At 72.6% G+C, this 21,867-nt stretch carries 16 protein-coding genes; 3 read left to right on the top strand and 13 right to left on the bottom strand.

Going from position 1 to position 21,867, the window contains the following annotated elements; genetic code table 11:
• Positions 1 to 707 precede the first annotated feature (707 nt).
• The 4 genes from ABT171_RS19475 to ABT171_RS19460 all read right to left on the bottom strand — a co-directional run bounded on the left by ABT171_RS19475 (position 708) and on the right by ABT171_RS19460 (position 5,456).
• The gene (locus ABT171_RS19475; protein WP_351245332.1) at positions 708 to 1,730 is read right to left on the bottom strand and encodes an enolase C-terminal domain-like protein; all 1,023 of its coding nucleotides are present in this window, start codon (positions 1,728 to 1,730) and stop codon (positions 708 to 710) included.
• Positions 1,731 to 1,902: 172 nt separating this feature from the next.
• Positions 1,903 to 2,898 (bottom strand): helix-turn-helix transcriptional regulator, encoded by a 996-nt coding sequence (locus tag ABT171_RS19470; RefSeq protein ID WP_351245330.1) that lies wholly within the window; start codon positions 2,896 to 2,898, stop codon positions 1,903 to 1,905.
• Between the two features lie 201 nt (positions 2,899 to 3,099).
• On the bottom strand, positions 3,100 to 4,410 hold the full coding sequence (locus ABT171_RS19465; RefSeq protein WP_351245328.1) for an acyl-CoA dehydrogenase family protein: 1,311 nt from the start codon (positions 4,408 to 4,410) through the stop codon (positions 3,100 to 3,102).
• Positions 4,407 to 5,456, bottom strand: a complete 1,050-nt coding sequence (locus tag ABT171_RS19460) for a ScbA/BarX family gamma-butyrolactone biosynthesis protein (RefSeq protein WP_351245326.1) — start codon at positions 5,454 to 5,456, stop codon at positions 4,407 to 4,409. The genes ABT171_RS19465 and ABT171_RS19460 overlap by 4 nt, the downstream gene beginning before the upstream one ends.
• Before the next feature lie 306 nt (positions 5,457 to 5,762).
• Here ABT171_RS19460 and ABT171_RS19455 point away from each other — a divergent pair, with 306 nt between their 5' ends.
• Both ABT171_RS19455 and ABT171_RS19450 read left to right on the top strand, forming a co-directional pair.
• Positions 5,763 to 6,365: a TetR family transcriptional regulator gene (locus tag ABT171_RS19455; protein ID WP_351245324.1), complete on the top strand. Its 603-nt coding sequence runs from the start codon at positions 5,763 to 5,765 to the stop codon at positions 6,363 to 6,365.
• Between the two features lie 151 nt (positions 6,366 to 6,516).
• A complete protein-coding gene (locus tag ABT171_RS19450) occupies positions 6,517 to 7,146 on the top strand; it encodes a ScbR family autoregulator-binding transcription factor (protein ID WP_351245322.1) in 630 nt (209 codons plus the stop codon).
• Positions 7,147 to 7,170: 24 nt separating this feature from the next.
• On the opposite strand, the gene ABT171_RS19445 is transcribed toward ABT171_RS19450, so the two are convergent.
• From ABT171_RS19445 to ABT171_RS19435, 3 genes are all read right to left on the bottom strand, one after another.
• On the bottom strand, positions 7,171 to 7,920 hold the full coding sequence (locus tag ABT171_RS19445) for a GNAT family N-acetyltransferase (protein ID WP_351245320.1): 750 nt from the start codon (positions 7,918 to 7,920) through the stop codon (positions 7,171 to 7,173).
• A 17-nt stretch (positions 7,921 to 7,937) separates the two neighbouring features.
• Positions 7,938 to 9,893, bottom strand: a complete 1,956-nt coding sequence (locus tag ABT171_RS19440) for an IucA/IucC family protein (RefSeq protein ID WP_351245318.1) — start codon at positions 9,891 to 9,893, stop codon at positions 7,938 to 7,940.
• A gap of 127 nt (positions 9,894 to 10,020) precedes the next feature.
• On the bottom strand, positions 10,021 to 11,457 hold the full coding sequence (locus ABT171_RS19435) for a diaminobutyrate--2-oxoglutarate transaminase family protein (protein ID WP_351245587.1): 1,437 nt from the start codon (positions 11,455 to 11,457) through the stop codon (positions 10,021 to 10,023).
• A 373-nt stretch (positions 11,458 to 11,830) separates the two neighbouring features.
• Between ABT171_RS19435 and ABT171_RS19430 the strand changes: the two genes are divergently transcribed.
• Positions 11,831 to 13,054, top strand: a complete 1,224-nt coding sequence (locus tag ABT171_RS19430; protein WP_351245316.1) for a trypsin-like serine peptidase — start codon at positions 11,831 to 11,833, stop codon at positions 13,052 to 13,054.
• 53 nt (positions 13,055 to 13,107) lie between these two features.
• Here the strand turns inward: ABT171_RS19430 and hflX are convergent, their stop codons facing one another.
• The 6 genes from hflX to miaA all read right to left on the bottom strand — a co-directional run bounded on the left by hflX (position 13,108) and on the right by miaA (position 21,765).
• On the bottom strand, positions 13,108 to 14,598 hold the full coding sequence (hflX, locus tag ABT171_RS19425; RefSeq protein WP_351245314.1) for a GTPase HflX: 1,491 nt from the start codon (positions 14,596 to 14,598) through the stop codon (positions 13,108 to 13,110).
• A 156-nt stretch (positions 14,599 to 14,754) separates the two neighbouring features.
• Positions 14,755 to 16,326 (bottom strand): M1 family metallopeptidase, encoded by a 1,572-nt coding sequence (locus ABT171_RS19420; protein WP_351245312.1) that lies wholly within the window; start codon positions 16,324 to 16,326, stop codon positions 14,755 to 14,757.
• A 172-nt stretch (positions 16,327 to 16,498) separates the two neighbouring features.
• Positions 16,499 to 18,778, bottom strand: a complete 2,280-nt coding sequence (locus ABT171_RS19415; RefSeq protein ID WP_351245310.1) for a RelA/SpoT family protein — start codon at positions 18,776 to 18,778, stop codon at positions 16,499 to 16,501.
• A gap of 284 nt (positions 18,779 to 19,062) precedes the next feature.
• On the bottom strand, positions 19,063 to 19,932 hold the full coding sequence (gene dapF, locus ABT171_RS19410) for a diaminopimelate epimerase (protein WP_351245308.1): 870 nt from the start codon (positions 19,930 to 19,932) through the stop codon (positions 19,063 to 19,065).
• A 103-nt stretch (positions 19,933 to 20,035) separates the two neighbouring features.
• Positions 20,036 to 20,515 carry a hypothetical protein gene (locus ABT171_RS19405; protein WP_503075821.1) on the bottom strand — a complete coding sequence of 160 codons (480 nt, stop codon included), beginning with the start codon at positions 20,513 to 20,515 and terminating at the stop codon, positions 20,036 to 20,038.
• A gap of 311 nt (positions 20,516 to 20,826) precedes the next feature.
• The gene (gene miaA / locus ABT171_RS19400; RefSeq protein ID WP_351245306.1) at positions 20,827 to 21,765 is read right to left on the bottom strand and encodes a tRNA (adenosine(37)-N6)-dimethylallyltransferase MiaA; all 939 of its coding nucleotides are present in this window, start codon (positions 21,763 to 21,765) and stop codon (positions 20,827 to 20,829) included.
• Between the last annotated feature and the right edge of the window lie 102 nt (positions 21,766 to 21,867).

Here is a 21,867-nt window from a genome sequence, read left to right as displayed (position 1 = left end):
GACGTGGCTCGCCGCCTCGCCGTGGTCTTCCCGACCACGGCTCCCCTACCCACGGTTTTCCGGCCGGCGACCGGCGGAGCTCGCCGCCTCCCAGACCGCGGCCCTGCGACCCGCCGTTCACCCTCCGGAACCGGCGGCCTCGCCATTTCAACCGCAGCCTTCCCAGGAGCGGCCTCTGAGCCGCCGCTTGCGGCCCGGAACCGGCGGGGCTCGCCGCCTCGCCGTGGCCTTCCCAACCCGCGGCTTTCCGGCCCGCCGTTCTCCGGTCCGCGGTTCTCCGGCCTGTCGGCCGGCTGAGGTCACCGCCTCCCGGACCGCGGCCCAGGGACCCGCCGTTCGCCCTGCGGAACCGGCGGGCTCGCCGCCTCAGCCGCAGCCTTCCGGGCCGCGGTGCAGCCCGCCGTTTCCCGGCCCGGGGCGGCGCCTCGGCCGCTGTGGCATCGAGCGGTCATTCCCGTGGCGGCCAGGCGCGGGCGGCTGTTTCCCGACCGGGTACGTCGGATGATCGGTGGGGCCGACCACATCGCCTGCTGCCGGTCCGGCATGCGCCACCGCACGGAGGAGATCACCATGAGTTACACGCGAAAGTTCCGTCGCAGCACCACCGGCTCCGCCACACCGCCGGCCCCGGCCGCGGCGGCAGAGGACGACCTGATCTGGGGCTGACGACTCGCCCGCCCGGCCCGGAGGACCCGGTGCGGGCGGGGTCAGCCCCAGAGGTCCGTGGCGGGTCGCGCCCGCGGGCCGTTCGGCCGCTGTGGTTCGTGGGGCTCCCCCGGGACACGCAGCGTCTGCGGCACGTTCACCAGATCCGCCGCGGGTGCCGCGTGCAGGGTCGCCGCCCAGGACCGCGCGGTCGCGGGCGGTGAGCCGAGCAGCACGAGCAGGCCCCGCTGCTCCGCCTGCTCCATCATGGCGAGGGCCGTGGTGAGACCGCCCACGGCGTCCAGTTTGAGGTTGATCCCGTCGTACCGGGCCACGAGCCGCCCCAAGTCCCCGATGTCGCCCCGGGAGAGATCGGCGATGATCGGGAACGGGCGGCGCAGGGTGACGAGCGCCGACGACTCCGCCTCGGGCAGCGGCTGTTCGAGCACCCGCACCCCGTGCTCCGCGAGCTTCGGCAGCATCGCGTGCAGCCGGTCCACGTCCCACCCGCCGTCGGCGTCGGCCATCAGCCAGGCGTCGGGCCGGTGGCGGCGCACCGCGTCGAGCCGGGCGAGGTCGTCCTCCACGGCACCGGCCCCGAGTTTCAGCTTGAGCGAGGAGAAGCCGTCGCTGTGGCGCAGTTCGCTCTCCAGCCGGGTGTGCTCCAGCAGCGGGAGGGTGCGGACGACCGGTACCGGGCGCGGCCGGGGAACACCGAGCAGTTCCCAGGCCCGTTGCCCGCTGCGCTTGGCCAGCAGGTCCCACAGCGCGGTGTCGAGGGCGCTGCGCAGGGGGCCCGGCGGCAGCAGGTCCGGCAGTTGGAGCGGGCTGATCACACGCGCCAGCTCGGCCTCGATCGAGGCCAGTTGCTCGCTGACGGCTTCGCGGCTGTCCGCCTCCAGATACGGCAGGAGCGTGGCCTCTCCCCGCCCGGTACTGCCCGCTCCCCGCAGCCTGACGCGCACCACGGCCCACTCGCGCGGCACGTCGACGGCTCCGCCGTCGGGTGCGGGCACGGGCAGTACGGCGCACTGGACCCGCAGCGGTGTCCCCGTCAGGGATCTGAGGAGTACCGGGTCGAACACGAGGAGGGCTCCTGACTCAACTGGCACGTTGCCGGAGCACCATCCTGTCCACCGGCCCCGGCAAGGGCCAGCACGAAAGCCCTGCCCATGGCGGCCTGGCCCCAACCGGACAACCCGAGGCCGGCCCCGCCACCCGGACCCGGCCAGGTGCCGGAGATCCCTCAGAAGGGCCCTAGTCCAGCAGGCCCAGCTTCGCCGCCGTGATGCCTGCCTGGAACCGGCTGTCCACGCCCAGCCGCGCCATCAGGTCCGCCATCATCCTGCGCAACGTCCGTACGGACACGCCGAGTTCGCGGGCGATCGCCTCGTCCTTGCGGCCGGTGGCCATCAGCCGCAGCATCCACAGCTGCTGGGAGGTGAACCCGGACTCCTGGCCGGACTCGGCCGCCTCCAGGGGAGCGGCGGACGCCCAGCACATCTCGAAGACCTTCGCCAGCAGCGCGGTGACGGCCTCACCGCGCAGCACCATCATCGCGCCGCTCGACCGGACGTGCAGGGCGGGCACCAGCGCCTGCACCCGGTCGACCAGGATGAACCGGAACGGCACGATGCTGGCGATCCTCAGGTCCGCACCCGCTGCCCGCAGCTCCTGCAGATGGGTCATCGCATGGGTGATCCGGGTCATGGGCCGCAGATGGATGCTGCGCATCGACACCCCCCGGTCCAGCACCCGCCGGTCGCGCCGGAGTCCCTGGGCGAGCACGTCCGGCGGCATCACGGGGCCGGGGTGCATGCTCAGGATCTCCGACGTGGCCATGTCGGCGGCATCGCCGAGGACGCGTGCGATCTTCTCCGGGCAGGTGACCACCTCAAGGCCGCTCGTCCGAGCCGTGTGCAGCGGCAGAAACGCCTCGCGCATCGCGCCGACACGCTCGCGGGTCCGCCGGATCTGCTCGGTCAGTTCCATGACCGCCTGCTCCTCGGCCGTGAGCAGTCTGAGCAGGGCGGCCTCCGGGGCGGTCGCCCTGACGGTCCGTTCCCCGGTCGCCGAGGCACCCTCGGGCACCTCGATGAGCAGGCCGAGTCCGAGGAGTTCCGTGCGGGCCTGCTCGATCTCGTCGACGCTGCTGTCGAGTTGCTCGCAGGCTGTGTGCACGGTCCAGTCGCTGCGGGCCGATGCGTACTCGAACAGTCTCAGGGCCTGGGGCCCGATGGTCGGTGCGCTCATACCGTCCATTGCCTCCGCCCCCTGATCCTGCGAGTGGTAAATAACATACCCTCTCGAAGGTATTTTTTCCAGTGAGGAGCCGGGCCGTGCGTGCGACGGGGGCGGCCGCCGACGCGGGCGCGCTGCACGCGCCACGCGGCGGCGGCCGCGAGGGGGCCGGGCGACTCACCCGAGTCGGGCGGGTCAGGACCCGAAGGCGGGTCAGGACCCGAAGACGGCCTGCGCGTAGGACTGCGCCGAAGCGTCGAAGCGGAGCATCGCATGCGTCGACGCGGACTGGATGTCGCGCCAGCGGCGCTGGACCGGGTCCTGCTGGGACTGCCCCCGGCTCCCTGTCGTACGGAACAGCCGGTCCACGGCGGCCACGCACATCTCGACGGCGGCCACCACGTCCCGCACCGTCTCCGCCACCGCCAGGGGCTCGATCCGCGCCGCGTCGGCGCGCCGTGCGGCACTGTCCAGCAGCAGCTCGGCGGCCCGCAGTCCGGCCGACGAGCGGGCAAGTGCCGTGGGCAGGGCGGGCGCCGAGTCCGCCCGGCCGCCGTCCGGGCCCGTGCGGTCCACGGCGGCGCGGGTCCAGGCCGTCAGCGCGCCCCGGGCGGCGCCGAGCAGCGGTGCCGCGAACATCAGCGCCGCCACGAGCAGGTAGGGGACGCTGTGGCAGCGCGCCGCGCCCTGCTCGCGCGGAGCGAGCAGCCGGGCCCGGGGCACCGCGCGGTACGCGGGCACGAAGACACCGTCGAGCCGGACCGTGTTGCTGCCGGTGCCCCGCATACCGAGCGGGTTCCAGGTGTCGAGGACCTCGCAGTCCTCGATCGGGACGAGCAGAAGCATGGGCACCTCACCCCCGGGACCCACGCCCCCGGCTCCCCCACCACCGGGCCTCACACCACCGCGCCCCTCGCCACCAGATCCCCCACCGCCGAACCCCACACCACTGGGTCCTTCGCCACCGGACCCCCCGCCGGCGGGCCCGACACCGCCAGCCCCCTCGCCACCGCCCCCGTCGGCGAGTGCCGCGAGCAGCACCCAGTCGGCGAAGTCCACGCCGCTGGCGTTCGGCCACTCGCCGCTGAGCAGCCAGCCGCCGGGGACGGTGGTGGCGCGCGGCCCCGGCGGTGCGATGCCTGCGGCGATGCGGGTGTCGGGGGACGTGCTCCACAGGTCGCGGCGGGCGCGCTCGGGCAGGTAGGAGGCGATCCGGCCGTGGGCGGCGAAGAGCGTCGCCACCCAGGCCGCCGAGGTGCAGCCCTCACCGACGTGCGCGGCGGCCTGCACCAGATCGGTGAACGTGCCTTCCGTGCCCCCGTGTTCAGCGGGTACGAAGTGCCGGTTGAAGCCGGCCCGGGCCAGCTCCACGACCACGTCGAGATCGAGCCGGCGCCGTACGTCGGCCTCGTCGGCGTGCCATGCCGCTACACGGGCCGCACGGCGCACCGACAGGCCGGCGGCCGGGGAGGCCCCCTCTTCCCGCTCGGAGTCGCCGGGGGTGGAGGCGGAGGACCGGATCACGCGAAGACCTCCTCCACGCCGGGGCGGACGGCGGTGGCGGCGGCAGCCGGGGCCGCCTGCCAGCGCGCGCTGCCGGACGCCACGGTCCTGCCGTTCTGCACGGCCTCCACGGTCAGGGTGACCTCGTCCGCCGTCCCGGACGCGCCGGACTGCCGTACGACGAGCCGGGTGGGTGCGGCCAGTTCGCAGTAGGCGGCGAACTTCACCCCGCCACCGGACATCGTCCACTCGTACAGCGGCGCCGGAGCCGGCCCCAGGGCCGCCCGTGAGGCCTGCCGGACGGCCTCCAGCAGCAGCATCCCCGGCACATGGTCGCTGGGGTGGTCGAAGAACACGGGGTGGGACTGATCGACGTGCAGCAGCCAGGTGCCACCCGGCTCCTCACTCTTCGACGGCTCGTCCGGCAGCCCGGGCTCGGCGACGACCACGTCCATGGACCGCTCGCGGCCCACGAGTTCGGGTGCCATCACCCGTGCACCGGGCTGCACCGCGCTGATCGCGGTGCCGGGAGCGGGCGGCAGGGCCCCGCCGGCGCCGCGACGGCGTACCGCCGCGTAGCTCGCGCGGTCGACCGCCTGCCAGGAGACGCTGCCCGTGGCGCGCACCCCGCCCGGCGAGACGAGCTGGGCCTCCAGGCTCATCACCGCGCGCTTCGGAGTGGGTTCCCTGGTCTCCCGGCAGCGGACCTCCAGCACCACGGACTCGTCCTCGGCGCCGTACGCGCCGGGCGCCGGGATGTCGAAGTCGAGTCCGCAGAACACGAACGGGTGCTCCAGCGGCACCCCGTAGAAGCGGTGCGAGAGGTAGATCGCCGTCTGCCGCAGCATCTCGACGAAGAGCGTCGGGTCGGTTCCCCCGGCGGCGTCCGGGCGGTACAGCCCGTGGCCGGCCGGCTGCCGCACGGCCAGGTAGAAGAGTCCGGGACGCACCCGTACGGCGTCGGTCAGCAGCACCTCGTGTGCCGCCTCCTTGTGGACCAGTTGCTGCGGAACGGTCCGCTCGAAGCCCTCCCCCCATGCGTCCTCCGGTATGTCCGTCACCAACACGCCGCCACTCATCACTGGCCCCCACACAGATAGACGAATCAGACGCTGAGCACACGCAGACGGCCGGGGGAGAGCTCCCCCGGCAACCGGCGAGAAATATACCTGCGGGAAGGTATATTGCAATGGCGATCTCTGAGATCGTGTGTTGCATGACCGTTGATCGACGACCCGCGCGTCGACGTGGGTTACAGAGCGTCACCCCCGGGAACCCCTCCCGCCGACCGGACGACTCGGGGCGGGAAACATACCTTGGGGATGGTATTTTTCCTTCCGAGGTCGCAATGCCGGGTGGAGGGGGGTCCCAGGATGGCCAAGCAGGAACGCGCGCGGCGCACGTACGAGGCGATACTGGACGCCGCCGCGGAGGAGTTCGTCTCGCTCGGCTACACCCGCACGACGCTCGGCGGCGTGGTCGCACGCACCGGCCTGACCAAAGGCGCGCTCTACGGCCACTTCTCCTCCAAGGAGGACCTGGCCCGGACCCTGGTACGGCATGGCGCCGCGGTGTGGGCCGGGCTCCTGGCGGACATCGAGTCCGCGCGGCTCGCACCGCTGAGGGCGCTGCGCACCACCACCCTGTCGCTGGCCGGACGGCTCTGGTCCGACGTCCGGGTGCGGGCGGCCTTCCGCCTCGCCTCGGAGATGCCGGGGGATGCCCTGGAGAGCGGCCCCCTGTTCACCCAGGTCTGGGATTTCCTCGTGGGCAACGCGAAACAGGCGCAGGCCGACGGCGAGATCCGGATGCGCTGCTCACCCGAGTCCGTGGCGCAGCTCCTGCTCTCCCTGGTCCTCGGCTTCCAGCACCTGCCCGTCCCCCGCGGCGACCTGCCCGCCAGGGACCGCATCGAAGAGCTGTGGGTCATCGTCGCGACGGCACTGCGCTCGCCGGGGGCCGCCCTCGACGCCTGACCCTCGCGGCAGCTCAAACCTTCGTGACGGTATATTCAGCGCCGAGCGGTGAGGCACGGGAGCCCGGCCCCAAGGCCCCCGACCTTGGCGGAAGAAACCTGAACCACTGCGTCCGCTTCATGCGCCACGCCCGCCGGAAAGCCGGAGATCCATGACCAGCACATCGTCCGCCCGCACCACGACCGGCCGGGAACCCAAGCAGGAACGCGCCGTACGCACCCGCGCCCAGGTCCTCGACACCGCCGCCGAACTCTTCGCGGAACGCGGCTACGAAGCCACCTCCATCGTCGACATCGCCGAGCGCGTCGGCATGACCAAGGGCGCCGTGTACTTCCACTTCAAGAACAAGGAAGCCATGGCCATCGCCATCGTCGAGAGCAACTACGAGCGATGGCCCGCCCTGCTGAAGGAGGTCCGCACCCCGGACCTCGACCCCCGCGGCACCATCCTCGCCCTCCTGGACCGAACCGCCGAGGCCTTCCACACCGACCGCACCATCCAGGCCGCCACTCGCCTGCAGTCCGAACGCTCACTCATCCACACCCCCCTGCCCGAGCCCTACGTCGGCTGGATCGACCTCCTCACGGGCCTCTTCGAAGAGGCCGAACGGGCCGGACAGCTCAAAGCGGGAATCCCGCCGCGCGCCGCCGCCCGGGTCGTCGTCGCCTCCTTCTACGGCATGCAGCACATCTCCGACGTACTGCACCGGCGCACCGACCTCGTCGACCGCTGGCAGGAACTACGCACCGTCACACTCCAGGCCCTCCTCCCCCAGGACTGACCGGCCCGGCCGAACCGCCCTGCGCTACAACACCTCGCGCAGCACCCGGTCCCGGATCATGAGGGCGGCCCGCTTGCCGGGCAGCTCGACCTCCTCCGCGAACCGGAAGCCGGCGCTCAGGAACGCCGCGACGGAGGGGGTGTTGTGCAGATCGGGTTCCGCCACGACCCGTGCGCACGCGGGCCGCCGGTCGAGGATCAGGTCGGCCACGGCGCGCAGCAGGGCGGATCCCAGCCCCCGTCCCCGGTCCGCGGCCCCGCCGACGAGCACATGGACCCCGGTGTCATGGGGGCGGGCCGGGTAGTGGCGGGCCAGGGGGTCCAGGTCCGCCCGGTAGATCTCCCAGTAGCTCATCGGTGTGCCGTCCAGTACGCCGAGACACGGCACGCTGCGTCCGTCGCCGCCGAGCTGGCTGCGCAGATGGTCCTCCGTCCGGTGCTCGGGCCCGCCCAGGTGCCAGAACTCCGAGACGGCGGGGTCGTTCATCCAGCGGTGGACGAGCGGCAGGTCTTCGTCGACGCGCACGGGCACGAGGTGGAAGGCGCCGACCCGCGTGAGCACCGGGCCCCACGTGGGAAGTTCGTCCGGGAGATGGGCCGTTCCCCTGCCGAGGAGGGCGCGGAAGTCCGCGGGCAGATGCAGCTCCAGCGTCTCCTCGCAGTCCGCGTCGTCGTCCTCGATGGTGAACCCGGTGTAGGGGGCGCCCGGGACGACGGGAGCGGTCGGCCGGGCAGGGCCGGGGCCGGAGTGGGCGTTCGCGTCGGTGGGAGGCATGGCGCGCTCCTCTCAGCTCAGGAGTGCAGGGGGTTGGCGACGGTGACGTAGACGGACTGGGTGTCGACCGGGCCGACGAGTTCGTCGAGACCGTGCAGCCGGGTCAGCAGGTTGGCCTTGCAGCGCAGGACCGGGGAGTCGAGCAGTCGGCGGGGCAGGCTGGTGCGCAGTGCGGTGGGCCCTGCGGCGACGTCGGCGAGGAAGCGGCGGAAGGCCGCGAGGAGCAGCCGCTCGTCGGCGAGGCGCTGGGAGCCGAACGCGCCGATCAGGCCCAGCACGTTGTTGACGGCGAGGTAGTAGACGAAGCGTTCGTCGGTCACCTCGTCGGAGACGAAGGTGTCGCTGTGCTCGCCGATGCCGGGCAGCCGGGCTGCCAGTTCCGCTCGCCGGGACTCGCGGAAGTAGTAGCCCTGGTTGTCGCGGTAGCGGCCGCCGGCGGGCCAGCCGTCGGCGTCGAGGAGGAGCAGGGTGTTCTGCTGGTGGGCTTCCAGGGCGATGCCGGCTTCACTGTCCAGCCACAGCACGGGACGGACGACCTGTTCCAGGTACCGGAGGAACCACTCCGCGGCCACGGCCGCGACGGGCCGTCCGGTGCGTACCGCGAGCCGTTCGACGAGCTGGGCCAGCCGGGAGCGCATGGGCCAGGTGGTCCGGTGCGGCGAGGAGTCGCCGTCCGGTTCGGGCACGGGCCGCGGCGAGAGGAGTCCGGCGACGCAGCCGACGTCGTCGCCCGGGGCGAACGGGTTGTGCCTGATCACCACGTCGAGCCCGGCTACGGGAAGTCCGTCCGGGGTGTCCACGGCGAGCCAGGCCGGGTCGCGGACGATGTCGAAGGACGGGTGTGCGGCCTGCCAGCGCTGGGCCAGGCCGGTGCGCAGCAGCCGGTGCACCTCGACTCCCCGGTGGAGCTCCTTGCGCAGGTTCTCGCGGCGCGAGTTGGTGATGCGCAGGCCGAGGGACAGCTTCAGCATCGCGGGGGCGCCCGATCGGTGGACGGTGCGGACGGAGGAGGTGGGATGCCAGCCGGGGCCGAGCGGGCCGAGGTCCCGCAGGAGTCCGGAGTCGAGCAGGGCGGCGACGGGTGCACGCCGGCACAGCTCACGGGCCTGCCACGGGTGCAGGGGAAGGGCGGCGTAGCCCGGGGGCACCGGGAGGCCGGTCTCCGCCAGGCGCCGGACGAGGTGGACGGCCGGGACGGGACGGCCTCGCTCGGTCCAGGCCGAGTCGGTGGCGAGCAGGGCCGGGGCGACGGCCATCCAGTGCAGGGGGAAGGAGCCGCGCAGCTCTGGTGAGTACCGGCGGGATTCGGCCTCGGTCAGGCCTTCCCGGCTCTTGGGGGCCGGATGCAGCGGGTGTCCGAGGAGGAGGGCCTGCTCGGCGGAGAGAAAGAGGTCGGGGACATCGCAGGGATGCTCGCGCCGGTCGCGGATGAAGGTCGCGGTGCGGCGCTGGGAGTCCGCCACTTTGGCCACGAGATCAGCGCCGTCCACGTGGCCCGCGGCTTTGAGGTCCGGGCCGGAATCGGCGCTGCCGGGGTCACCGGCCGTCTCCCGGGCGAGCAGAGCCGCCAGGGTGACGGCGTCGACCGCCGGGGCGGTCGCGGGGGCGCCGGTCAGGCGCGGCGGGCCGAAGCGGTGCAAGCCCGTCGGTGACCAGTAGCGGACCGGCACGAGCAGGGAGGTGCCACTGGCCGGAAGCGGCAGGCAGAGCGCGCCGCTGTGGGAGGCTGCGAGGTTGCTCTCCCGTACCCAGCAGCGCAGCAGGTTGTCCACGGCGGCGGCCTGCGCCGCGGTGCGCGGGTCGGGGTCCTCCAGCAGGTCGGCGCCGGGCTCGGTCACCCGGGTGAGGTCCACGGTGCGCCGCTTCTGCTGGGGAACCGCCTCGGCGAGCGGCACATGAGAGGCCGGGATGCCGGGGTCTCCCTGTTCGTCGGGAGCACCGGAGCTGCCGTCGGGGGTGGGGGTGGCGTTCATGACGGCTCCTCGTGGGCTGACTGGATGGTGCGGGGCCGTGGGCTGCCTGCCAGGGGGTTGGGCGCGGAAGGGACCGTTTCCCAAGGCTGGTGCGGGCCTCGGCGGGTGGGCGGTGTCGGTGCGGCTCTCAGCCTGCGCGCTGCGCGGAGTCGTGGTGCCGGCTGCGGTGCGGGGCGTGTTCCTCGTGCGTGCGGGCCACCGCTGCCACCGCGTCCGCGAGGCGGTCCAGTACGGCTGCCGCCTGTTCGTCGCTGATCGTGAGCGGCGGAAGCAGCCGGACCACGGCGGAGTGACGGCCGCCGAGTTCGACGATCAGTCCTCGCTGGAGACACTCCCGTTGGACGGCCGCGGCGAGTTCGGGCGCGGCCCTGTGCGGGGTGCGGGCGGGCTCCGGACCGGTGGGCGTGCGGCGGTGGCCGTCGGGCTCGGCGCCGGTGTCTTCCGGGTCGACCATTTCGACCCCGATCATCAGCCCGCGCCCCCGCACGTCCCCTACGCACGCGAACGTCTCGGCGAGTTCCCGGAGTTGGCCCAGCATGCGGGAGCCGAGGGTGGCGGCTCGTTCGGCGAGCCCGTTCTCCCGGACATGGCTGAGGGTGGCGGTGCCCGCGGCCATGGCGAGTTGGTTGCCCCGGAAGGTCCCCGCGTGCGCGCCGGGTGGCCAGACGTCCAGATCGTCCCGGTAGACGATCACGGCCAGCGGGAGGCTGCCGCCGATGGCCTTGGACAGGACCAGGACGTCGGGGCTGATGCCGCTGTGGTCGACGGCCCAGAAGGCGCCGGTCCGGCCGACGCCGGTCTGGATCTCGTCGGCGATCAGCGGGATGGACCGGTCGGCCGTGAGCTGCCGCATGCGGCGCAGCCAGTCGTCCGGCCCGGGAATCACCCCGCCCTCGCCCTGGACCGGTTCGAGGATCATCCCCGCCGGCAGGGGCACCCCGGACTTGGGGTCGTCGAGGAGGGACTCGGTCCAGCGGGCCGCGAGTTCGGCGCCGCGCGGTCCGCCCACACCGAAGGGACAGCGGTAGTCCTGCGGATAGGGCAGGCGGGCGACCTGGACGTCACGGGCACCGCCGGAGGCGGCCAGGGCGCCTGCGGTCATGCCGTGGTAGGCGCCGGTGAAGGCGAGGATGCCGGTGCGGCCGGTCGCCGCCCGGACCAGTTTCAGGGCGGCCTCCACGGCATCGGTACCGGCCGGTCCGCAGAACTGGACACGGGCACGGTCGACGAGGCCGGGCGGGAGGGTGCGGAACAGCTCGGTGATGAAGGCGTCCTTGACGGGGGTCGCCAGATCGAGGACGGAGAGCGGAGCGCCGGAGTCGAGGACCCGGCGGATGGCTTCCAGCACGACCGGATGGTTGTGGCCGAGGGCGAGTGTGCCGGCGCCGGAGAGGCAGTCCAGATAGCGGCGGCCGTCGGCGCCCTCGATGGTGAGCCCGCGCGCCCGTACCGGCACGATGGGCAGGGCCCGGGCGTAGGTGCGGGCCGAGGACTCGCGCGCCGACTGGCGTCTGAGGATGCCCTCGTGAACAGCACGCGCTTCCCCGTGCGGTCCTCCGGCCATCGACTCCGTTACGGCCACGGCGCACTGTCCTCCCCGCTGTTCAGAGGCTGTTGATCCGCGGGGACCGGATGCAGGCAGCTGGCCCCCCACCGCTACAACCCCGGACCGTTCGACGGGTTACGGGTTCCCTCAAGATCGTCCGTCGGGCGCTAGGGGTGAGTGGACGTCAAACCGGTAGATCTCCGGATGATTGGCCAGGTCAGACGGCTTGTAGCCGAACCGTTGCCGTTCCGTCGGAACTCCCCCACAGCGAGCGCATAGTGTGTGATGCCGTTCCCGGACGGTCGTGGGACCGCCGTGAACTGCCCGACAGTTCACGGCCGGTGTCGCGTCCGAAGCGCCAGATACCTTCATCACAGGGGGAGTCACAAGCATGCGATCCATACGACCGTCGTTCAGCGTCCGGCGAGGGAGGGGCCCCCGCCGCACCTCCCCCGCACTGGCGGCGGTCGCCCTCGCCTCGGCGCTGGCGCTGACCGCCACCGCCTGCAACGGCGACGACAACGCCGGCGGCAGTCCGACCGCTTCCGCGACCGCGGCCGGCACCGGCGACGGAAAGATCAGGATCCCGGACGACCTCAGGAAGAGGCTCAAGGAGCACGGGATCGACATCGACAAGTGGAAGAACGGCGCCTGGAAGGACTGGAACAAGCAGGACTGGCTGCGCGAGGCCAACGACTTCATCAACCCGATCATCAAGGGCCTGTGGGACCCGGACCGGATGCGGCACGCCAACGACCCCAACAAGGGCGTCCACGACAACGACATCTCCGGTGACCAGGGCGTGACGGACCCGACCCCGCAGCCCGTGAAGGCCCGGGCGGTGGCGCCGCCGTACCACGCCAACGCGGCCACCTCCGGCAAGGTGTTCTTCGACTCCCCCGAGGGCCACATGGTGTGCTCCGGAACGGTCGTGGAGGACCCCGCGCACCCGGGCAAGTCGAATCTCGTCTGGACGGCGGGTCACTGTGTGCACGCCGGAAAGAAGGGCGGCTGGTACCGCAACATGGCCTTCGTGCCGTCGTACAACAACTCCGGCAAGCCGGTCGCTCAGCTGCAGCACGCCAGCAGGTCGGTGGTCGCCCCGTACGGCGTCTGGTGGGCCGACGCGGCGAGGACCTCGCAGCAGTGGATCGACCAGGGCGGTGAGACCGGCGGCAACGGCGCCCCCTACGACTACGCGGTCATCCACGTGACGCCGGAGCAGGGCACCGGCGGCAAGTCGCTGGAGGAGACGGTCGGCGGGGCGCTGCCGGTGAACTTCGACGCTCCGGCGGTGCCGAAGGTGAAGAGCATCACGGCGTCCGGCTACCCGGAGGCGGCTCCGTTCGACGGTCAGCTGCTCTACCAGTGCACGGACAAGCCGGGCCGGCTCTCCCTCGCCCAGGCGGACCCGACGATGTACCGGATCGGCTGCACGATGACCGCGGGCTCCTCCGGCGGGGGCTGGGTGGAGACCGGTTCCGACGGCAAGCCGGCACTGGTGTCCAACACGTCGATCGGTCCGGTGACGTCCGGGTGGCTGGCCGGGCCGCGGTTCGGTTCCGTGGCCAAGGGCGTGTACGAGTCGGTCAGCAAGAAGTTCGCCGGGCGGTGAGAGCGGGAAGGCCCGCTCCCTCACGAGGGAGCGGGCCTTCCGTTCAGCTCTGGTCAGGCCGCCGAGACCGGAACGTACGGCGCCAGGTCCGCCGCCAGTTCCTCGTGGACCCGGACCTTGAGCAGGGTGCCCTCCGCGGTGTGCTCCTCGGAGAGCACCTCGCCCTCGGTGTGGGCGCGGGCGACGAGCTTGCCGTGCGTGTAGGGCACGAGCACCTCGATCTCGACCGACGGGCGCGGCAGATCGTTGTCGATCAGGGCGAGCAACTCGTCGATGCCCTGGCCGGTGCGGGCCGAGACGGCGATCGAGCGCTTCTCGACCCTGAGCAGCCGCTGCAGGACCAGCGGGTCGGCCGCGTCCGCCTTGTTGATCACGACGATCTCGGGCACGTCGGTGGCGCCGACGTCCCGGATCACCTCGCGCACGGCGGCGAGCTGCTCCTCCGGGTCCGGGTGCGAGCCGTCCACCACGTGCAGGATCAGGTCGGAGTCGCCGACCTCCTCCATGGTGGAGCGGAACGCCTCGACCAGGTGGTGCGGCAGGTGCCGGACGAAGCCGACGGTGTCCGCCAGCGTGTACAGCCGGCCGCTCGGGGTCTCCGCCCGGCGGACGGTCGGGTCCAGGGTCGCGAACAGGGCGTTCTCGACCAGGACGCCGGCCCCCGTGAGGCGGTTGAGCAGGGAGGACTTGCCGGCGTTGGTGTAGCCCGCGATGGCGACGGACGGCACCTTGTTGCGCCTGCGCTCCTGGCGCTTGATCTCGCGGCCGGTCTTCATCTCCGCGATCTCCCGGCGCATCTTCGCCATCTTCTCGCGGATCCGTCGCCGGTCCGTCTCGATCTTGGTCTCACCGGGGCCACGCGTGGCGAGGCCGCCGCGACCGCCACCCATCTGCCGGGACAGCGACTGGCCCCAGCCGCGCAGCCTCGGCAGCATGTACTGCATCTGCGCGAGCGCGACCTGCGCCTTGCCCTCCCGGGACTTGGCGTGCTGGGCGAAGATGTCCAGGATCAGGGCCGTACGGTCGATGACCTTGACCTTGACGACGTCCTCCAGCTGGATCAGCTGGCCCGGGCTCAGCTCACCGTCGCAGATGACCGTGTCCGCGCCCGTTTCGAGGACGATGTCCCGCAGCTCCTGGGCCTTGCCGGAGCCGATGTAGGTGGCCGCGTCGGGCTTGTCCCGGCGCTGGATGACGCCGTCGAGCACGACCGCGCCCGCGGTCTCCGCGAGGGCGGCCAGCTCCGCGAGGGAGTTGTCGGCGTCCTGGGCGGTGCCGGTGGTCCACACCCCGACGAGCACGACCCGCTCCAGGCGGAGCTGTCGGTACTCGACCTCGGTGACGTCCTCCAGCTCGGTGGACAGACCCACCACGCGGCGCAGGGCCGCGCGCTCGGAGCGGTCGAACTGGTCTCCGTCCCGCTCGCCGTCGATCTCGTAGCTCCAGGCGACGTCCTCTTCCATCAGGGCATCGGCCCGAAGACCCTCGGGATAGGCGTGCGCGAGGCGCTTGGTGTCCTGGGAAGGGGAAGAAGAGGAGGTCATTTGATCCTTACGTCGATGGGATGCCGTTGCGGCGTCGGTACGCGGTCCTGCGGGACCACTGCTTGGGTGAACGCACGGGTACCCCGGGAGATTCCCGTGTCCCGCCCCGCGCCGACCTGAAGATGGTCGCACGGGGCGGCACGTCTCGTCACCGTGTTATCGCCCGGTCCGCGCCTTGGCCCGCTTCGACGCCTTGACCGGCCCCGATGCCTTCCGGCCCGGCTTGGCCGACCTGGCGGGGTCCGAGACCTTCCAGTCGGGGTGGCCGGGCATCGGCGGGGTCTTCTCGCCGTACAGCCAGGCCTTGAAGAAGCCGCTCAGGTCACGGCCGGAGACCGTCGAGGCCAACCGGACGAAGTCGTCGCTGGAGGCCGTGGAGTCCCGGTGCGCGCGGGCCCACTCCCGTTCCAGCCGCTCGAAGGCCGAGCGGCCGATCTCCTGCCGCAGGGCGTAGAGGACGAGCGCCGCGCCGTCGTAGATGTTGGGCCGGAAGATGCCGATCTTCTGGCCCGGGGAGGGCGGCTTGGGCAGGCCGGGCGGGCCGCCGGCCGCGCGCCAGCTGTCGGAGGCGGCGTAGGCGGACTTCATCCGGTCGGCCAGGGACCGGTGCGCGGTCTCCTCGGCGTACAGCGCCTCGTACCAGGTGGCGTGCCCCTCGTTCAGCCAGACGTCGGACCAGGTGCGGGGGCTGACGCTGTCGCCGAACCACTGGTGGGACAGCTCGTGCACCATGATCGACTCCTTGTACCACCGGGGCAGGGAGGACTCGGTGAACATGTCCTTCTCGAAGAGCGACAGGGTCTGTGTCTCCAGTTCGAAGCCGGTGGACGCCTGTGCCATGAGCAGGCCGTAGGTCTCGAACGGGTACGGGCCGACCTTGTTCTCCAGCCAGGCGATCTGGCCGGGCGTCTTGGCGAGCCACGGTTCGAGGGCCCTGGCGTCGGCGCTGGGTACGACGTCACGGATCGGCAGCCCGTGCGGTCCCTCGCGGTGCACCACGGTGGACCGGCCGATGGACACCTGGGCGAGTTCGGTGGCCATGGGGTGGCGGGTGCGGTAGGTCCAGGTGGTGGTGCGGCCGGCCCGCTGCACACCGGCGGGCAGGCCGTTGGCCACGGCGGTGTAACCGTTCGGGGCGGTGATGCGGAAGGTGAACATCGCCTTGTCGGACGGGTGGTCGTTGCACGGGAACACCAGGTGGGCGGCGTCGGCCTGGTTGGCCATGGCGAGGCCGTCGGAGGTGCGCACCCAGCCTCCGTCCTGTTCCTTGGCCGCGCCGGGATCGCTGGTGTGCCTCACCGTGATCCTGGTCCAGCTGCCCGCGGAGAGGGGGTGGTCCGGGGTGACGACCAGGTCCTCGCCCGCGCCGGCGAAGCTGGCGGGACGACCGTCGACCTCGACGGACCGCACGTCGCCGTGCGCGAAGTCCAGGTTGATCCGCTCCAGGTCGGCGGTGGTCCGGGCGTCGATGGTGGTGACGGCCTGGAGCGGCTTGTCGTTGGTGCCGGGATAGGTGAGCGACACGTCGTACGACGTCACGTCGTAGCCCGGATTGCCCAGGTACGGGTAGAGCCGGTCGCCGACACCGAGCGGTTTGGCGGGGGCCCCGGCGGCGAGGAGGCAGACGGAGACGGCGGAGGCGAGCAGGGCCGCCTTGCGGTGCCGGGCGACACGGAGGGGCCGGGCCTGCGAGCGGGCGCGACGGCTGAAGCGGAGGGTGAGCGGCATGCACCACCGCTACCAGTGCACCCCGGCGCTACGACGGCGACGCGCGCCCGACCCACCCGAACGGGTCCCGTCCTGGGGGCCTTCCGCGTACCTCCTCTCGCCGTGCGTGGTCGTCGCCGCACCGGGCACGCCCGTCACGGACCGGCGGCCTTCCGGCACGCTCCGGCGTCCCTCAGGGGGCCGAGGCCTGGTGCTGGGCGCGGGTCACGTCGTAGACGCCCGCGACGTCCCGCATGGCGCGCATCAGGGCCGGCAGGCGGGCCGCGTCGGGGAGCTGGAGGGTGTAGGTGTGCCGTACCCGCTGCTGGCTGGGCGGTTCGACGATGGCGGAGACGATGTCGACGCCCGCCGAAGCGATCGCCTCGGTGAGGTCGGCGAGCAGATGGGGGCGGCCGAACGATTCAGCGACCAGAGTGACCCGGCACTCGGTGGTGTCCCCCCAGCGCACACCGATCTCGGTGCGCCCCCGGCCCTTCATGTGCGTCACCGCCGGGCACTCCACCCGGTGCACGGTCACCACTCCCCCGCGCACCGCGAAGCCGGTGATCCCGTCCGGCGGCACGGGCGTACAGCACCCGGCGAGCCGTACGGCGGCCCCCGGGCGGTCCGCGAGCACATCGGCGCGCCGGGGGCGGGACGCCGCGGCCGCCCCGGCCGGGGCGGCCGCGGGTCGGAACGGGACGGCACCGTCGGCGGCGGCAGGGCGGTGCGGTGCGGTGCCGTCGGCGGGGGCGGCCCCCTGTGCGGGGTGCGGTACGGCTGCGCCCCCGGCCGGTTCGGCACGTGCGCCGGGCATCTCGTCCGTACCGGTGCCGCCGCCGGGATGCGTCGCCAGCCAGCGCTGGATGGCGATGCGGGCGGCCGGCGTGTGGGCGTGCTCCAGCCATTCGCGGGAGGGCTCGGAGGCCGGGTCCTGGCCCATGAGGAGCTGGACGGTGTCGCCGTCCCGCAGGACGGTGCTGAGGGTGGCCAGGCGGCCGTTGACGCGGGCGCCGATGCAGGCGTGCGCGTCCTCGCCGTACTGGGCGTAGGCGGCGTCCACGCAGGTGGCGCCCTCGGGCAGGCCGAGCGTGCCGCCGTCGGGGCGGAAGACGGTGATCTCGCGGTCCTGGGCGAGGTCCTCGCGCAGGGTGGACCAGAAGGTGTCGGGATCGGGCGCGGCCCGCTGCCAGTCGAGGAGGCGGGAGAGCCAGCCGGGGCGGGTGGGGTCGGCGCGCTCGCCGTCGGTGGTGCCCTCGGAGGAGGGGGCGTCGGATGCGGGTGCGTACGGGTTGCCGAGGGCGACGACTCCGGCCTCGGCGACCTTGTGCATCTGGTGGGTGCGGATGAGGACTTCGACGACCTGGCCGTCCTGGCGGGCGACGGCGGTGTGCAGCGACTGGTACAGGTTGAACTTCGGTACGGCGATGAAGTCCTTGAACTCCGAGACGACCGGCGTCATACAGGTGTGCAGTTCGCCGAGGACGCCATAGCAGTCCGCGTCCTCCGCGACCAGCACCAGCAGACGGCCGAAGTCGGTGCCGCGCAGCTGTCCGCGCTTGCGGGCCACGCGGTGCACGGAGACGAAGTGCCGGGGGCGGATGAGGACTTCGGCCTGGAGGCCGGCCTCGCGGAGCACCCCGCGCACCTCGTCGGCGACCTCGGCGAGCGGGTCGTCCGGGCGTGCGGCGTTCGCGGCGATCAGTTCCCGTGTGTGCTCGTACTCCTCGGGGTGCAGGATGGCGAAGACCAGGTCCTCCATCTCCGTCTTCAGGGCCTGCACGCCGAGGCGTTCGGCGAGCGGGATGAGGACGTCGCGGGTGACCTTGGCGATCCGCGCCTGCTTCTCGGGGCGCATCACGCCGAGGGTACGCATGTTGTGCAGGCGGTCGGCGAGTTTGATCGACATCACGCGCACGTCGCTGCCGGTGGCGACGAGCATCTTGCGGAAGGTCTCGGGCTCGGCGGCGGCCCCGTAGTCGACCTTCTCCAGTTTCGTCACGCCGTCGACGAGATAGCGAACCTCCTCGCCGAACTGTTCCCCGACCTGATCCAGCGTCACATCGGTGTCCTCGACGGTGTCGTGGAGCAGAGATGCCGTCAACGTCGTGGTCTCCGCGCCGAGTTCCGCGAGGATCAGGGTCACGGCGAGCGGGTGGGTGATGTACGGTTCGCCGCTCTTGCGCATCTGGCCGCGGTGCGAGGACTCCGCGAGGACGTAGGCGCGGCGCAGCGGGTCGAGGTCCGCGTCGGGGTGGTGGGCGCGGTGCGCCTCCACGACATGGCCGATGGCGTCGGGCAGTTTGCCGCGCGCTGCGGGGCCGAGCAGGGCGGCCCGGCCCAGTCTGCGCAGATCGAGCCGTGGCCGGGACTTCCTGCGGTCCGCCCGGGGCACCGCGGGGGCGGAGGCCGCCGCGGACGCTGTGGGCGTTACCGGGCCAGGGGTCGCAGGGTTCGTGGCCTCCGCACTCATGGGCACCTCCGGCTCGTGGACCGGCGGACGGGGGCCCCAGGGCGTACGCGGCTCAGGGATGGCGACGTTCCCCCGTCCGTGCCGGTGCTTGATGCTATCGAGCCCACCACGTGCGACCGACCGCCTCTCGGCGACCGTGAAACGGATCACCCATTCGAGCGACGGAAAGGAGGTTTAGGGTTTGCGCCAACCGTCCTCGGTCCGCCCGCGGTTGGGAACGCCCACGGTCATGGGAAACCGCTGATCCGGGAGCCGGAAGGCGTCCTCACCGTCGTGCCGCCGGGTCAGCGAAGCGCGTTTTCCAGCCATTCGCCGTCGATCTCGCCCTCGGCGACGATCACGGCGGGTCCGGTCATCTCGATCTGGCCGTCGGGCCGCTCGGTGATGACCAGGCGGCCGCCGGGCAGGTCGACGGTGTACGTGGCCGGGGTGCCGGTGACGGCCGGGTCGGCGCCGTCGCGCCGGGCGGCGGCCACGGCGACGGCGCACGCCCCCGTGCCGCACGAGCGGGTCTCGCCGGAGCCGCGCTCGTGCACCCGCATGGCGACGTGGCGGGGGCCGCGGTCGACGACGAACTCGACGTTGACCCCGTCCGGGTAGGCGGCGGCCGGGCTGAACGGCGGCGCGTCGTACAGGTTGCCGGCCTGCGCGAGGTCGTCGACGAAGGCCACCGCGTGCGGGTTGCCCATGTTCACGTTGCGCGCGGGCCAGCTGTGCTCGCCGACGCTCACCGTGACGTCGCCCTCCGGCAGGCGGGCGCTGCCCATGCCGACGGTGACGTCACCGTCCTTGGCGATGTGGACGGTCTTGACGCCCGCGCGCGTGGCGATCGCGAGGTCACCCTCGCCCACATGTCCTGCGTGCTGGAGGTAGCGCGCGAACACACGGACTCCATTGCCGCACATCTCGGCGACCGAACCGTCGCCGTTGCGGTAGTCCATGAACCACTCGGCCTCGGCCGCCATCGACGCGGCCTCCGGGTGCGCGGCCGAGCGCACCACGTGCAGCACCCCGTCGCCTCCGATTCCGGCCCGGCGGTCGCACAGGGCGGCGACGGCGGCCGGGCTCAGGTCGAGGGCGTTCTCCGGGTCCGGGATGATCACGAAGTCGTTCTCGGTCCCGTGACCCTTGAGGAAGGCGATCCGTGTGCTCATTCCTCGATCGTACGGGAGCGCTCCGCCGGGTCCGGCCGGCGAGAGGCGGGGGTGGTGCCGCTCAGCGGGCCGGTGCGGGCAGTCCGCGGCTCTGCGGGGTGCCTCAGCGGAGCCTGGCCACCCGCCACATGGCCAGGATCACCACCACGGCCACCAGCAGGACGTATCCGAGTACGACCCGCCAGTCCGGGCGGCGGCCCGAGCCGCGTGCCGGCAGGCCGGGCCAGGTGTAGCCCACCTTGCGGGCGGCCATCATGGCCCAGCCGGCGGCACAGGAGCAGATCAGCAGGCCGAGCATGGCGATGACGGCGCCGCTGTCGCCGAAGTCGAAGGCGAGCGGGAAGGCGAACATCAGCGAGCCGACGGCGGACAGGCCCACGATGGGGGCGAGCTGCCACAGCCGCAGCCGGCGCTGCGGGCGCAGCTCGACCTCGACCTCCGGACCGCCCGGGTACATCTCCTCGGGCTCCGGCCCGTCGTCGCTCACCCCGACCGGCGTCTCGTCGGGGCCGTCGTCGGTCAGCCGGACCTCGGCGAGGGCGTCCTCGGCGAGCGGGTCTCCGGCCAGAGCGGATTCGGCCAGGCTGGATCCCCCCGGACCGGATTCGGCTGGACGGGGTCCGGTCAGGCTCTCCTCGCCCGGGCGGTCTCCGTCCGGACGGGCCTCGGCCCGCCCGTTCCCGCCCGGGCAGTTCCCGGTCGTACGGCCCTCCGCCCGGCCCGGTCCGTCACCCTCGGTGGTGACGCGCTCGGCACTTTGTGCGGTGTCGCGAGGGCCGGCCTCCATCGCCACGCGCCCTCCCAACTAGGCTCCACTTGGTCGATCGAAGCTCGATGATGGCACGGCCCCGAAGGCCGCGATGACCGGCGGCGCATCCCGATGCCATGACGTGATCAGGCTGTAACCGGTCGTTCGACCAACGCCAGGGCCTGCTGCGGAAGTTCCCCGCGGTCCGCCACGGCCCCACTCAACCAGTTGACCCGCGGATCGCGCCTGAACCATGAATCCTGGCGGCGCGCGAAGCGCTTGGTCGCACGGACGGTCTCGGCCCGCGCTTCCGCTTCGGTGCACTCCCCGGCGAGCGCCGCGAGCACCTGCTGGTAACCGAGCGCGCGCGACGCCGTGCGCCCCTCGCGCAGACCCTGCGCCTCCAGTGCGCGCACCTCGTCCACGAGGCCCGCCTCCCACATCCGGTCGACGCGGCGCGCGATGCGCTCGTCCAGTTCCGGACGAGCCACGTCGACGCCGATCTGGACGGTGTCGTAGACGGAGTCATGACCCGGCAGGTTCGCGGTGAAGGGCCGGCCGGTGATCTCGATCACCTCCAGCGCCCGGACGATCCGACGGCCGTTGCTCGGCAGGATCGCGCGGGCGGCCTCCGGGTCGGCGGCGGCCAGCCGGGCGTGCAGCGCGCCCGAGCCGCGCAGGACCAGTTCCTCCTCCAGACGGGCCCGGACGCCGGGGTCGGTGCCGGGGAACTCCAGGTTGTCCACGGCCCCGCGGACGTACAGGCCGGAGCCGCCGACCAGGATCGGCCAGCGGCCCTCGGCGAGCAGGCCGTCGATCCGGGCGCGGGCCAGCTTCTGGTACTCGGCGACGGAGGCCGTGACCGTGACGTCCCAGATGTCCAGCAGGTGGTGCGGGATGCCACCGCGCTCCTGGGGCGTCAGCTTGGCGGTGCCGATGTCCATCCCTCGGTACAGCTGCATGGAGTCGGCGTTGACGACCTCCCCACCGAGCTGTTGTGCCAGGAAGACTCCGAGATCGGACTTTCCGGCCGCGGTGGGTCCGACGACGGCGATGACGCGGGGGGCGGGGGGTGCACTGCTCACCGCACCAGTCTCGCAAACGTCCTGGCGGCGCCTCGAACGAGTTACGTGACGGGTGGGGTCGCCGGTCGTTGCCCGTGGCGAGATACCGCCTCCGGTCCGCCG

The organism is Streptomyces sp. NPDC001851 (assembly GCF_040297165.1).
Classification (GTDB): domain Bacteria; phylum Actinomycetota; class Actinomycetes; order Streptomycetales; family Streptomycetaceae; genus Streptomyces.
The sequence above is the reverse complement of the archived record's forward strand: the minus strand, read 5'-3'. Positions and strand labels throughout refer to the sequence as shown.